Genomic DNA, 14085 nt, shown 5'->3' on the forward strand with positions numbered 1-14085 from the left:
AATTTATAGTGGATTAACTTTAAATCAGGACAAGGCGACGAAGCCGCAGACAGTACAGATAGTACGGAACCGATTCACTTGGTGCTTCAGCACCTTAGAGAATCGTTCTCTTTGAGCTAAGGCGAGGTAACGCCGTACTGGTTTAAAGTTAATCCACTATATGTTCTTTGATAAGGAATGAGGTGCTTGCTCTCAACCATGTATTTTGCGTGAAAATATATTTTTTAATTTGTTTCGACTATAATGATATCGTTTTACATCTATATTGCGCGGAAAGTAATCTTTTTTATATTTCTTTATAAATCTTCTGATTTTCATCGAAAGGAATCTTCATGAAAAGATTTGGCAGCACTTTGTTTATCCTGGGTCTTTTAGCGTTCGGTTTGAATTATATGAATGCTGTGCCGAAAGTTTTAGCATGGATTTATAACTGGGGGGAAGATACTGCAATGTGGATTAAAGCAGGGATTACCGGTGGCGGCGCTCTGCTTTGGTTGTTGGGTCATTTTGCCGAAAAAGGCGGACAAGAAGCGTTGGAAGAAGACGACGAGTAAATTTGAGCGTCAACGCTGCGGCTGTTGCGGATACGCACTGGCGCAGCGCTTCGAAAAAGAAAGATATAGTGGATTAACTTTAAACCAGTACAGTGTTGCCTCGCCTTAGCTCAAAGAGAACGATTCTCTAAGGTGCTGAAGCACCAAGTGAATCGGTTCCGTACTATCTGTACTGTCTGCGGCTTCATCGCCTTGTCCTGATTTAAAGTTAATCCACTATAAAAGGTCGTCTGAAACAGGTTTGGGCTTAATTTGCCAAGCTTGTTTCAGACGACCTTTCGGTTTATCCGCTCACGCTGGATTCTGCGGTTTTATTTTTTCATCGCATCAGTCAAGGCTTTGACGTTGTAGCGGTACATGCCGATATAAGTATTGGCAGGTGCGCCGCCGAGTGCGTCGGAGTAGAGTTTGCCGCTAACGTTGACGCCGGTTTCTTTGGCGATGCGGTCAACCATGCGCGTGTCTTTGATGTTTTCGGTGAACACGGCTTTGATGCCTTCGCGTTTGATTTGGCGGATGATGGAAGCCACTTGTTTGGCGGACGGCTCGGCTTCGCTGCTCACGCCTTGCGGGGCGATGAACTCGATATTGTAGCGTTTGCCCATGTAGGAGAACGCGTCGTGTCCGGTCAGAACTTTGCGCTTAGCAGCGGGAACGGCGTTAAACGCAGCTTGAGCGTCGCTGTGCAGTTTTTTCAGCTGCACTTGGTAGTTGCCCAAGCGTTGTTGGTAATAGGTTTTACCTTCGGGGTCTGCCTGAATCAGGGCGTTGGCAACGTTTTGGGCGTAGGTTGTCATCAAAACGGGGTCGTTCCAGACGTGCGGGTCAAATTCGCCGTGGTCGTGGTGGTGGCCTTCGTGGTCGTGATGATGTTCGCCTTCTTCAGCTTTAAGCGCCTGTATGCCTTTGGCTGCTTCGGCGAAGGGGACTTTGCTTTGTTTGACGGCGCGCTGAACATCAGCCGCTTCCAAGCCCAAGCCGTTGAGCAAGACTAATTTTGCACCGCGGATTTTTTTGATGTCGCCGCTGGTCATGTGGTAGGCGTGGGTGTCTTGGTTGGCACCGACCAAATTTTGCACGGCAACACGGTCGCCGCCGATTTGTTTGGCAACATCGCCCAAAATGCTGAAGCTGGTAACGACGTTCATCGGGGCTGCATAAACTGCGCCGGACATTAATGCAGCGATGACGCCGAGTTTCCAATGTTTCATGTTTTCTCTCTCCAGATTGATATAACGTAACATTTTTATTTTAAAACAGTGGGACGGAATCTTCAAGCAGCCTCCGCTTAAGAACGCGCTTTATGCCTTGAAAACGGGGGATTTTGGGAGGAGGGCAGGGGTTTGTTAATTTATTATGAAATTAGGCATAGGATTATATTTATTGATTTTTAAGATAAAAGGGAGGGAATGGCGGGGATTTTTGTTGCGTGATGTAGCGGAATTTGGTTAGAGATTATCTTTTTCAAATAAATAAAATCAGAAAGATTCAGGTTTTCCCTTTTTTTAAGAGAGTAGGAAGCTAAGATTAAATACGTATATTTTAAATATAATTGAAATATAAATTTCCTTATATGGTATTTTGTAGAATAAAATAATTCGTTATCTTTTTGGTATAAAAATAAGCAGATATGATTGAACAAGATTTATTTGATAAAATGTTAATTACATCACACTACAAATTTGCTATAATGTGCGAATCAGTTAACCACCCTATACCCCAAAAGGAAAAAACATGGGCATTAAAGTCGCCATTAACGGATATGGCCGCATCGGCCGCCAAGTATTACGCGCCATCTACGATTACAACCTGCAAGACCAACTTGAAGTCGTCGCCGTCAACGCCAGCGGCAGCCTCGAAACCAACGCCCATCTGACCAAATTCGATACCGTCCACGGCCGCTTTAATGCTGACATTTCCCACGATGCGACCCACCTCATCATCAACGGCCGCAAAATCCCGTTCTTCTCCACCCGCAACCCTGCCGAACTGCCCTGGCGCGACTTGGGCGTGGACTTGGTGATGGAATGCACCGGCTCGTTTACCAGCAAATCCAAAGCCAATGCCCATCTCGAAAGCGGTGCGAAAAAAGTGCTGATTTCCGCGCCTGGCGAGGCTGACGTTGACGCGACCATCGTTTACGGTGTGAACGATGACATCATCACCAACGACATGACCGTCATCTCCAATGCTTCCTGCACCACCAACTGCCTTGCCCCCGTCGCCAAAGTATTGAGCGAAAACATCGGCATCGTCAAAGGTGCGATGACCACCATTCACGCCCTGACCAACGACCAAACCGTGACCGACGTGCGTCACAAAGACTTGCGCCGCGCCCGCAGCGGTGTGGAAAACATGATTCCGACCAAAACCGGCGCGGCGAAAGCCGTCGGTTTGGTCTTGCCCGAATTGAAAGGCAAACTCGACGGCCTTGCCATCCGCGTGCCGACCGTCAATGTCTCATTGGTGGATTTGAGCTTCCAAGCCGCGCGCGATACGAGTGTCGAAGAAATCAATGCGCTGATGAAAGCTGCCTCAGAAGAAGGTCGTCTGAAAGGCGTGTTGGGCTACAACACGCTGCCGCTGGTGTCTATGGACTTTAACCATACTACCCAAGCCAGTACCTTTGACGCAACGTTGACCAAAGTAACCGACGGCAATATGGTCAAAGTGTTCGCCTGGTACGACAACGAGTGGGGCTTCAGCTGCCAAATGCTGAACACTGCCCGCCGTATGTTCGGTTTGGAAGTGCGCCCGTTTGAATAAAACGGATGGTTTGATACGCTAAAAGGTCGTCTGAAAACTTGAATTGCCCGGCAAAATTTGGGCGCGTATAAGAGATTGTTCGGACGTTTTCTATAAGCCGGGTTCCGTATATTGCAGGACTCGGCTTTTTTAATTTTAAACTGCAACACTCATGGTTGTCGTCATACCTAAAAAGATGAAGCACCTAGTTGTAGGCAGGGATAAAAAAACTGCACCTTTGTGAAAGGTGCAGTTTACGGGTTTCAGATGACCGACTGATTGATTTTGTCCTTAACGCTGCAAGCTTTTGGGGAAAGGTTTTTTCTGTGAGACGGGCGCAAACTCAAACACTTTCTTGCGTGCATTCCATTGTAGCGGACGGATACAATTTTGATATTGTGCGCGTACTTTACCGCGTGTGTCTTCGCCGCATAGCTCTCCACCCACGCCTAAATAAAGTTTGTTGTCGATGATTTTTGTTCCGACTGCGCCATGAAGAAATGCCTGTTTGGCAGAACCATCCGGCTGGCCTGCAAAAACAGTGACCGCCCAGCCGCCGGAGCCGCCCAGATCAGGTGCGTTGGCGCAGGTGACCTTGCTCATGTCGTAGACAAAATCATGATAACCGTCGTTATTCAAATCGATAATATCCAAAGCTTGACCAACAGAGAATTTTCCCCCCATTTCACGGCAGGTTTGTTTATCTTCATTGATGGCTTCCTGTACTTTTTTAGGAATTGCTATGGGTGCGCGTTCGGCGGCAGCAAATTGCATGCTTGCCATGAATACTGCCGCTAAAAGCAGTTTTTGCATGATTTTCTCCGAATTAGGCTAAATTGGTCGGCTGTATCAGGTATTCATGCTTGTTGCCATACTGAGTTTTCAGACGACCTAAACCAAGATTTATGGTGTTGCGACTGTAAATGTAACATCCACATGATCTTTTTGCTGTTTCAATTCGAAACAATCGAATCCCTCGCTATTTACGCAAACATTGACTATTTTTTTGCCGGTCCATTGAATGGAGGTTTCCGTTTCTTCGTTTATTTGACGTTTCATATTACGGGTTGGCAGGGTTTTGGGCAGTACTCCGCTTCCCCCCTCTTTTTTTAAAGCAGCAGTATAAGCGTCAGATAAAGAGTTACCTGAATAACGGCATTTGGTTACGCCTAATTCTGTTCCATCCCATTTCTGTTTGCCGCAGGAGAGTTTGGCTCCGCCGGCATTTGCGGCAGCAGTGGTCAGAAGCAGGGCAACAGCCAATACAATTTGTTTTTTCATCAACATTCCTTCAAATCATAGACGTAGGTTGCATAAAAAAGATTCTAATCGTCTGTCCTGTCAGGGTTTCAGACGACCTTTTTAATCTATTACAGTTTCACCGAATGCTCGCGCGTTTCGTGGAACACAATATCCGGCCAGCGTTCTTGCGTGAGTCCCAAATTCACGCGGTTGGGGGCGAGGTAGGCGAGGTTGCCACCTGCGTCGATGGCGAGGTTGCCCGCATTGGCTTTTTCAAACTCTGCCAGCTTTTTCTTGTCGTCGCACGATACCCAGCGTGCCGACCAGATGGATGCGTTGTCGAACACGGCTTCTACGCCGTATTCGTTGGCGAGGCGCGAGGTAACGACTTCAAACTGCAACACGCCGACTGCGCCCAAAATCAAATCTGCGCCGCTCATCGGTTTGAAGACTTGTACCGCGCCTTCTTCGCCAAGCTGTTGCAAGCCTTTTTGCAGTTGCTTGATTTTCAGCGGGTTTTTGATGCGGACGCTGCGGAACAGTTCGGGCGCGAAGAAGGGGATGCCGGTGAACGCCAGTTGCTCGCCTTCGGAGAAACTGTCGCCGATTTGGATGTTGCCGTGGTTCGGGATGCCGATGATATCACCCGCGTAGGCTTCTTCCACCAGCTCGCGGTCGTGTGACATGAACGTAACCACGCTGGATGCGGCAATTTCGCGGTTGATGCGCAGGTGTTTCATCTTCATGCCGCGCTCGAATTTGCCGGAGCAGACGCGTAAAAAGGCGATGCGGTCGCGGTGTTTCGGGTCCATATTGGCTTGGATTTTAAAGATAAATCCGGAAAATTTCGGCTCGTCCGGCTCGACCATGCGCACGGTCGCGTCGCGCGGTTTCGGCGCGGGCGCCCAGTCAATCAATGAATTGAGGATTTCCTGAATGCCGAAGTTGTTAATCGCCGAACCGAAGAACACGGGCGTGAGTTCGCCAGCGAGAAATTCGTCGAGATTGAACTCGTTGGAAGCCGCCTGCACCAATTCGATTTCGTCGCGCAACTGCTGGATTTCCAGCGGAAAGCGTTGTTCCAGTTCGGGATTGTTGATGCCTTTAATGATGTCGAACTCGTGCGGCAGGCGTTCGCCGCCGGCTTCAAAGAGATAGATTTCGTCGTTCAGGATGTGGTACACGCCTTTGAAGTTTTTGCCCATGCCGATCGGCCAAGTGACGGGCGCACAGCGGATTTTTAAAATGTTTTCCACTTCGTCCAGCAATTCCAAAGAGTCGCGCACTTCGCGGTCGTATTTGTTCATGAACGTGACAATCGGCGTATTGCGCAGGCGGCAGACGTTCAAGAGTTTGATGGTTTGCGCTTCCACGCCTTTTGCCGCGTCGATGACCATCAATGCGCTATCAACGGCGGTCAAAACGCGGTAGGTGTCTTCGGAGAAGTCTTGGTGTCCCGGCGTGTCCAAGAGGTTGACGGTGTGGTCTTTGTAGTCGAACTGCATCACTGATGAAGCGACGGAAATGCCGCGCTGCTTCTCGATTTCCATCCAGTCGGAAGTGGCGAATTTGCCGGTTTTCTTACCTTTTACCGTACCAGCGCTTTGAATCGCGCCTGAAAACAGCAAGAGTTTTTCGGTCAGCGTGGTTTTACCCGCGTCGGGGTGGGAGATGATGGCAAACGTGCGGCGGCGGCGCACTTGGTCGAGGATTTCTTGGGACATGGGCTTTCTTTGCAAAAAGGTTCAGGCCGCTTTTCCGACGGCCTGAGAAAGGGTTGAGATGGCGGGGATTGTACAAAAAAACATTAATCGGTTCAATGATTAGGGGATAAAAAAGGTCGTCTGAAAACTTTTCAGACGACCTTTTCACGATTGCGGATTAAGCCTTGTCGTGGAATTCGTGGAATTCATATTGGTAGGACAAGTTTTTGCCTGCTTTTTTCTGCGCCAGATAATCGTCGTAAACGGTGCGGATTTCTTTGCGCAAGAGGAATAGGGCGATTAAGTTGGGGATGACCATGAAGCCGTTGAACATATCGGACAGGCTCCAAACCAAATCGACTTTGCCCAGCGTACCCAACACGATAGCCAGCAGCACAAGCGCGCGGTAGATGCCCAAGTGTTTTCCCCTGAAGAGGAAGCGGATGTTGGACTCGCCGAAGTAGTACCAGCCGATGATGGTGGTGAAGGCGAAGAAGGTCAGGCAGACGGCGAGCAGTTGCGAACCGAAGCCGGGAAAGGCTTTGCTGAAGGCGAATTGGGTAACCGCCGCGCCTTGTTCGCCGGAAAGGTTGGCATCGGTCAGGAGGATAATCAGCGCGGTGGCGGTGCAGACCAAGATGGTGTCGATGAACACGCCGATAAATGCCGCCAAGCCTTGTTGAACAGGGTGGTTTACGTCGGCGGTTGCGTGCGCGTGCGGCGTCGAACCCATACCTGCTTCGTTGGAAAACAGTCCGCGTGCCACGCCGTAACGGACGGCTTCGCGCATACCGATACCCGCTGCGCCGCCTAACACGGCTTCGGGATTGAAGGCGGCGGTAAAGATGTGGTTGAACATCGGTACGATGTGGTCGGAGAATTCAAACAGGATAACGACCGCGCACAAAATATAGATAATCGCCATAAACGGCACGACGAATTGGGCGATGTTGGCGATGCGGTTTACGCCGCCGACGATAATCATGCCCGCAAGGACGGCGAGGGTGATGCCCACTGCCAAAGCTGGTACGTTAAAGGCGATGGTAACGGAGGAGGCGATAGAGTTTGCCTGCGTGGCGTTACCGATGAAGCCCAGCGCGATAATCAGGGCGATGGAGAAGAAGCCCGATAAGAAACGCGCTGCGCCGCGCCCGATTTTCGGGGTCAGGCCGTGCGTGATGTAGAACGCGGGGCCGCCGATGTATTTGCCGTGGCTGACGACGCGGTATTTTTGCGCGAGCAGCGCTTCGGCAAAAATCGTGGACATCCCCAAAACGGCGGAAAGCCACATCCAAAAAATCGCGCCCGGCCCGCCTGCGGTAATGGCGGTTGCCACGCCGGCGACGTTGCCCGTGCCGATTTGGGCGGAGACGGCAACGGCGAGTGCTTGGAATTGCGACAAAGATTTATCGTCTTTGTCTTTTTTGGAAAACAAACCGCCGAAAACGGATTTGAGGCCTTCGCCAAATTTGGTAATCTGCGGCGCACCCAGATAGAGTGTGAAAAACAGGCCGATGCCCAAAAGGGCGTAAATCAGCAGGTAGTCCCACAGAATCAGATTGACTGCGCCCACCAGTGCAGACAATGTTTTTTCCATAATTACAAACCTTATATTGAAAAATGAACAGATGACGGCATCCGGCGGCGGTTACTCCGTTGAATGCCGTTGTGTCGGACGGCGCGGCGAGCAGGCCGGCTTCGTCCGTTTTGCCCCAAGTTGTCAACAATCCTGAAGCAGGCCTGCATGATACCGTAAACCTTTTGTGAGGCAAACGAAAAAAAGGGTCAGGTTTGGGCAAAGACAAGATTTTTGCGTTTGTCGGGCGCTATCGGCGTTTTCAGACGACCTTTTGGGCAGAATGCAGGGTCGTCTGAATATTTTAGGTATATTCAACCTATGTTAAAATGCGTCCTTTGAAAATGAGCAAGAGCCCGCCGGATAAGGCGGAAAATCGAAAGGAATCCATATATGGCAGGTCATAGCAAGTGGGCGAATATCCAGCATAAAAAAGCCCGTCAAGATGCCAAACGCGGCAAAATCTTCACCCGTCTGATTAAAGAAATCACCGTCGCAGCCCGCATGGGCGGCGGCGATCCCGGCGCCAATCCGCGCCTGCGCCTGGCTTTGGAAAAAGCCGCCGAAAACAATATGCCCAAAGACAACGTGCAGCGCGCCATCGACAAAGGTACGGGCAATTTGGAAGGCGTGGAATACATCGAATTGCGCTACGAAGGCTACGGCATCGGCGGCGCGGCGCTGATGGTGGACTGCCTGACCGACAATAAAACCCGCACCGTTGCTGACGTGCGCCATGCGTTCACCAAAAACGGCGGCAACTTGGGCACCGACGGCTGCGTGGCGTTCAACTTCGTGCATCAGGGTTATTTGGTGTTCGAACCCGGCGTTGACGAAGACGCGCTGATGGAAGCCGCTCTGGAAGCCGGTGCGGAAGACGTGATTGCCAACGACGACGGCTCCATCGAAGTCATCACCGCTCCGAACGATTGGGCGGGCGTGAAAGCGGCATTGGAAACCGCAGGCTACAAATCCGTTGACGGCGACGTCACCATGCGCGCCCAAAACGAAACCGAACTCTCCGGCGAAGATGCCGTCAAAATGCAGAAACTGATTGATGCGCTGGAAGATTTGGACGACGTGCAGGACGTTTACACTTCCGCGGTGTTGAATCTGGATTAATAGGAAAGATCGAAAGCAGACCTGTTGAGTCTGCTTTTTTTGCGTCTGGGATTTTCGGCGGGTTGTTTGTTGGAATCTTCAATGGCTCGTGGGCATAGTCCACGCTACAAAGTTTTTTGGCAACGCAAGTGCCGTAGTGTGGATTCCGTCCACGAAAACGATAAACGTAAAGGTCGTCTGAAATCTTGAGTGGTTCGTGGGCGAAGCCCACGCTACAAAGTTTCTTGGCAACACAAGTTCCGTAGCATGGACTCTGTCCACGAAAATGATGAACACACAAAGGTCGTCTGAAAACCCGATGTAAGTTTTCAGACGACCTTTTATGTTTGAACTGCCTACCGGTTTTGGTTGGCACGGTAGAAGGCGATGAGGCCGTTGGTGGAACTGTCGTGCTGCGGGTTGCCGCGGTCGAGTTCGGGTTCGATGGTTTTGGCGAGTTCTTTGCCGTATTCGACGCCCCATTGGTCGAAGGGGTTGATGCCCCAAACCGCGCCTTGGACGAAGGTGCGGTGTTCGTATGCCGCCATGAGCATGCCGAGGCGGCGGGGGTCGGTGGCGCTGAGGAGGAGGCTGTTGCTCGGGCGGTTGCCGGGGAATTCTTTTTGCGGGGCGAGGCGTTCGCGTTCGGCTTCGGGCAGGTCGGCAAGTTCGGCGCGGGCTTCTTCGAGGGTTTTGCCTTTCATCAGGGCTTCTGCTTGGGCGAAGGCGTTGGCGACGGTGAAGCGGTGTTGGCGGTTAATGCCGTAGGCGGTGGTCATGGGGACGATGAAGTCGCAGGGGATGAGCCGTGTGCCTTGGTGGAGGAGTTGGAAATAGGCGTGCTGGCAGTTGACGCCTTCTTCGCCGAAGACGATGCCGCCGGTGGTGTGGGGGACGGGCCGGCCGTCGGCGGTGCGGTTTTTGCCGAGGCTTTCCATGTCGAGCTGGTTGAGCCACGAGGGGAGGTGGCGTAGGTTGTGGCTGTATGGGACGGCGGTTTGTCCGTCGGCGTGCTGGAAGTTGTTGTACCAGATGCTGATGAGCGCCATGAGGACGGGGATGTTGCGGCGGTAGGGGGTTTGGAAGAAGTGGGTGTCCATGGCGTGCGCGCCGGCGAGGAGTTCGCGGAAGCGGTCTGTGCCGACGGCAACCATGACGGGCAGGCCGATGGTTGACCAGACGGAATAGCGTCCGCCGACCCAGTCGAACATGGCGAAGACGTTGTCGGGGGCGATGCCGAAGTTTCGGGCGGCAGCAACGTCGGAGGAGATGGCGCAGAAGTGGCGGTAGATGCCGGACTCGGGCAAACCTGCATCACGATACCAGGCGCGGGCGGCGTAGGCGTTGAGCAGGGTTTCGGGTGTGCGGAAGGATTTGCTGGCGATGCTGAATACGGTGGTTTCGGGTTTGAGGTGAGCGAGTGTGCGGCTGATGTCGGCGTCGTCTGAATTGCTGACGAAGTGGACGCGGATGTTTTGGCGGTAGGCTTTGAGGGCTTCTACGCACATTCTGGGGCCGAGGTCGGAGCCGCCTATGCCGATGTGGACGAAGTCGGTGATGGGTTTGTCGGTGATGCCCCTGTGGCTGCCGTTGTTGAGTGATTCGGCGAAGGCGAGGGCGCGGTCGAGTTCGCGGTGGATTTTGGGGAGGATGTTTTCGCCGTCAACGTAAACGGGCGCGGCGTCGGGCGGCAGGCGCAAGGCGGTATGGAGGACGGCGCGGTGTTCGCTGAGGTTGATTTTTTCGCCGTTTTGCATGGCGTGCATTTGTCCGGCTAGGGGCGAGGCTTCGGCAAGGCGGCACAAAAGTTGCAAAGTGTCTTCGCCGAGGCGGTTTTTGCTGTAATCGAAGAGGAGGCCGTCGAGGGTTTCGTGCATATTGCCGAAGCGGTCGGGTTCGGCGGCGAAGCGGTCGCGCAGGTGGATGTGTTGTGTGTCGAGCCGGTGTTGTTCAAGGGCTTGCCATGCTTCGGTAAATGCGGTCATCGGGTTTCCTTCGGAATTGGGTTCGCCCCGCTCATTCGGGGGATGTGATTCAGTTATAGATTGTCGTTGTGGTGATTGGTTCGATAGGGTGAATATTTATGTAGTCGTATGTAGTTTAACAAAGGGGCGCGGGTTTGGCGAATGCGGGGAGTCGGCTTGGTTAAGAATTGTATGCAATATGCAATTTATATGATTGATTTTTATCAAAGTTCTGTAAATTTTTCGGTATGACACCGATGTCAGGTGTGATATGCTTCGTAATCAAATGAAACAGGGATGAGGCGGGAGTCGTAAGATGGCTACAATTTATGATGTTGCTGCTTATGCGGGCGTCTCACCCAAAACGGTCAGCCGCGTCATCAACGGCGATGCGCCGGTCAGCGATAAAACCCGTGCAAAAGTCGAAACAGCGATTGCGGCTTTGGGTTATATCCCGTCTTCGGCGGCGCGGGTGATGCGGTCGAACCGTTCGGACTTAATCGGACTGATTACCGGCGCCATCTCGCGCACGGGCGAATATGGCGGGGTACACGGTCTGCCGGATATGTTTTTAATCAAAGGCATCCAGCAGAAAATCCGTGAAGCGGGCAAAACGCTGATGATTGCGGATACGGACAACCGCTACGAGCAAATCGACCCTCTGGTCAGGACGTTTATGGAACACCGCGCGGAAGGCATTTTGTATGTAACCGAATCGCACCGCGAAATCGTCCTGCCCGAAATGCCCAACCGCTGCCCGATGGTTTTGGTCAACTGTTTCGACGCGGCGGGTACGCCGTCGGTTTTGCCGGACGACGAGCGCGGGCAATACGATTTGGTACGCAACATCATCCGTCACGGACACCGCCGTATCGCCTACATCACCTTGCAGGCGGGCGCAGAAGCGACGCGGCTGCGTTTGGCGGGCTACCGCCGCGCTTTGGACGAATCGGACATGGTGTTCGATCCTGACTTGGTGCAAACCGGCATCACCGATTTTGCCAACGACAGCGAGCCTTTGATTGCGGCAGTGTTGAAATTATTGTCGCTTGCCGACCCGCCGACGGTCATTTGCTGCGGCAACGACGAAATGGCGGTCCGCGTTTACGGCATTTTGAGGACGCGCGGCGTACGCGTTCCGGAGCAGGTGTCGGTGGCAGGTTACGACAACCACAGCGCAATTGCCGAAACCCTGTTCCCGCCGTTGACCAGCACCGAGCTGCCCTATATGCGCATGGGCGCGCTGGCGGCGGAAATCCTGTTCGACATTATCGATACCAAAGAAACCGCCCGTCCGCCCGTTCGGGTTGTCGGGGAAACGATTTGGCGGCAGTCGGTTACGGCATTGAAGTAAAACATTCTTTCAGACGACGTCTGCTTCATAAAGCAGACAACATACGATAATAAAAGGTCGTCTGAAAACACAAACAACACATCACGTTATCCATTTGCAACGTATCAATACGATACGCCCAAAAATAAAGAAAGCGGCCCAACCGCTTCAACTATGCAGTGTTTCCCGCAGTTTGTTGTTCCATGTTTTCTTCTTATACAGTCCAGGAGTCGCTTCAAAATGAAGATTTCCCCACAAGTATCCCTGACGCTTCGCCAGATTATGCTGATGAACTTCGGCTTCTTCGGCATTCAATACAGCTTCGGTTTGCAGCAAACCGCCATCAACCCGATTTTCAGTTTCTTGCAAGCTGACCCTGCAAAACTGCCTTACCTCAATATGGCAGGACCGATTACCGGTTTGCTGGTGCAGCCCCTTATCGGTGCCATGAGCGACCGTACATGGATTCCCGGACTTGGCCGCCGCCGTCCGTATTTCCTGCTCGGCGCCATCGGTTGCAGCTTGTGTTTGTTCTTCTATCCGCACGTTACCGCATTGTGGGTTGCCGTATTGCTGCTGTGGCTCTTAGACATCAGCAACAATACCGCCATGGAGCCTTTCCGCGCCTTCATCGCCGATACCGTTCCCGAACGCCAGCAATCCATCGGCTTCCTAATGCAGTCCGTGTTTACCGGCTTGGGCATTACCCTTGCCAACATATCGCTCTATGCCTTCAAGAAAATCGACTGGTTGAACCAAACCTCCGAAGCGGGCATCCCCTACTGGGTATTCGGCTCGTTCTATATTGGCGCCGTCTGCTCCATCGGCTCTGTTTTAGTGACCGTATTGTCCACCCCAGAACATGAGCCGTCTCCTGAAGAGCTGGCGGCGATTAAAGCCCAATCCGGCGGTCCTGTTGAAGCCGTTAAAGAAATTTACCATGCCATCAAAGACATGCCGAAACCCTTGTGGCAGCTCGCTTCGGTTTACCTCTTCCAATGGTACGCACTCTTCATCTACTGGCAATACATCTCCCACAGTCTCGCCAAATCTATATGGAATGCTACCTCTGCCAACAAAGTCGCATATGAGGACGCAGTGGCATGGACCGGTGTGGTCAATGGTTTTTACAACGTCGTGACCTTTATTTCTGCCTTCGGATTGATGTGGATGGCGCGCAAATATGCCGCCAAATACGTCCACGCCTTTGCCGTTACCCTTGCCGCACTTGCCCTTTTGGCGATTCCGCATGTTACCGATAAAAATATGATGCTCGCCCCGATGATCGGCTTCGGTATCGGCTGGGCAAGTATGATGGGCGTGCCGTTTATGATTGTCGTGCATTCCATCCCGAAAGAGCGCTACGGCGTGTATATGGGCATCGTCAACATGATGATTGTGATTCCGATGCTGATCCAAACCCTTACCTTCAGTAAAATCTATGAGAACTTGCTCGGCGCTGACCCGGGACATGCCATGACTTTTGCCGGTGTCCTCCTTATCATCGCCGCCGTACTGACCCTGACCATCAAAACGTCAAACAAACCTTATGGCGTAGAATCGGCAGGCTGATTCAGGCATTTGCCAAAAGGTCGTCTGAAAACTGAACTGGCCCCCAAATCTTGGACACTCATAAAAGCCTATTCAGGCGCTCTGTGCAAGCTGGGTTCTGTATGCGACAGGACTCAGCTTTTTCAATTTCAAACTGCAACGCTCCCGGTTGTAGTAATCCATATAGTCATCTATCTGCTTCATCAATTCATCTACCGTCAATTCACCTGCATTATAGAAACACTCCGTCTTCAACACCGCAAAGAAGCTTTCCATCGGCGCATTGTCCCAACAGTTCGCCTTTCGCGACATGCTT

Annotated in this window: 12 protein-coding genes; 5 read left to right on the forward strand and 7 right to left on the reverse strand. The window is 52.0% G+C overall.

What is annotated here, in order from left to right; genetic code table 11:
• Nucleotides 1–332: 332 nt before the first annotated feature.
• Complete coding sequence (locus HMPREF1051_RS09245; RefSeq protein ID WP_003756477.1) at nucleotides 333–554, forward strand: hypothetical protein; 222 nt, start codon at nucleotides 333–335, stop codon at nucleotides 552–554.
• 311 nt (nucleotides 555–865) lie between these two features.
• On the opposite strand, the gene HMPREF1051_RS09250 is transcribed toward HMPREF1051_RS09245, so the two are convergent.
• Entirely contained in the window at nucleotides 866–1765 is a 900-nt protein-coding gene (locus tag HMPREF1051_RS09250; RefSeq protein ID WP_003767675.1) for a metal ABC transporter solute-binding protein, Zn/Mn family, read from the reverse strand.
• A gap of 523 nt (nucleotides 1766–2288) precedes the next feature.
• Between HMPREF1051_RS09250 and gap the strand changes: the two genes are divergently transcribed.
• Nucleotides 2289–3320 (forward strand): type I glyceraldehyde-3-phosphate dehydrogenase, encoded by a 1032-nt coding sequence (gap, locus tag HMPREF1051_RS09255; RefSeq protein ID WP_003767658.1) that lies wholly within the window; start codon nucleotides 2289–2291, stop codon nucleotides 3318–3320.
• 270 nt (nucleotides 3321–3590) lie between these two features.
• Here gap and HMPREF1051_RS09260 read toward each other — a convergent pair whose 3' ends face one another.
• The 4 genes from HMPREF1051_RS09260 to HMPREF1051_RS09275 form a co-directional block, all read right to left on the reverse strand.
• Nucleotides 3591–4112, reverse strand: a complete 522-nt coding sequence (locus HMPREF1051_RS09260; protein ID WP_003767670.1) for a hypothetical protein — start codon at nucleotides 4110–4112, stop codon at nucleotides 3591–3593.
• Between the two features lie 90 nt (nucleotides 4113–4202).
• The gene (locus HMPREF1051_RS09265) at nucleotides 4203–4580 is read right to left on the reverse strand and encodes a hypothetical protein (RefSeq protein ID WP_003767663.1); all 378 of its coding nucleotides are present in this window, start codon (nucleotides 4578–4580) and stop codon (nucleotides 4203–4205) included.
• An 89-nt stretch (nucleotides 4581–4669) separates the two neighbouring features.
• Entirely contained in the window at nucleotides 4670–6265 is a 1596-nt protein-coding gene (locus HMPREF1051_RS09270; RefSeq protein WP_003767654.1) for a peptide chain release factor 3, read from the reverse strand.
• Nucleotides 6266–6422: 157 nt separating this feature from the next.
• A complete protein-coding gene (locus tag HMPREF1051_RS09275) occupies nucleotides 6423–7841 on the reverse strand; it encodes an alanine/glycine:cation symporter family protein (RefSeq protein WP_003767671.1) in 1419 nt (472 codons plus the stop codon).
• A gap of 372 nt (nucleotides 7842–8213) precedes the next feature.
• Between HMPREF1051_RS09275 and HMPREF1051_RS09280 the strand changes: the two genes are divergently transcribed.
• Nucleotides 8214–8942, forward strand: coding sequence for a YebC/PmpR family DNA-binding transcriptional regulator (locus HMPREF1051_RS09280; RefSeq protein ID WP_003767678.1), 729 nt, complete (start codon nucleotides 8214–8216; stop codon nucleotides 8940–8942).
• Nucleotides 8943–9277: 335 nt separating this feature from the next.
• Here HMPREF1051_RS09280 and pgi read toward each other — a convergent pair whose 3' ends face one another.
• Nucleotides 9278–10906, reverse strand: coding sequence for a glucose-6-phosphate isomerase (gene pgi, locus HMPREF1051_RS09285; RefSeq protein ID WP_003767673.1), 1629 nt, complete (start codon nucleotides 10904–10906; stop codon nucleotides 9278–9280).
• A gap of 295 nt (nucleotides 10907–11201) precedes the next feature.
• Here pgi and HMPREF1051_RS09290 point away from each other — a divergent pair, with 295 nt between their 5' ends.
• Complete coding sequence (locus HMPREF1051_RS09290; RefSeq protein ID WP_003767668.1) at nucleotides 11202–12239, forward strand: LacI family DNA-binding transcriptional regulator; 1038 nt, start codon at nucleotides 11202–11204, stop codon at nucleotides 12237–12239.
• A 219-nt stretch (nucleotides 12240–12458) separates the two neighbouring features.
• A complete protein-coding gene (locus tag HMPREF1051_RS09295; RefSeq protein ID WP_003767660.1) occupies nucleotides 12459–13790 on the forward strand; it encodes an MFS transporter in 1332 nt (443 codons plus the stop codon).
• Nucleotides 13791–13862: 72 nt separating this feature from the next.
• On the opposite strand, the gene HMPREF1051_RS09300 is transcribed toward HMPREF1051_RS09295, so the two are convergent.
• A partial coding sequence (locus tag HMPREF1051_RS09300; protein WP_036492078.1) for an IS3 family transposase occupies nucleotides 13863–14085 on the reverse strand: 223 nt, incomplete at its 5' end.

This window comes from Neisseria sicca VK64 (assembly GCF_000260655.1).
GTDB classification, from domain to species: domain Bacteria; phylum Pseudomonadota; class Gammaproteobacteria; order Burkholderiales; family Neisseriaceae; genus Neisseria; species Neisseria sicca_B.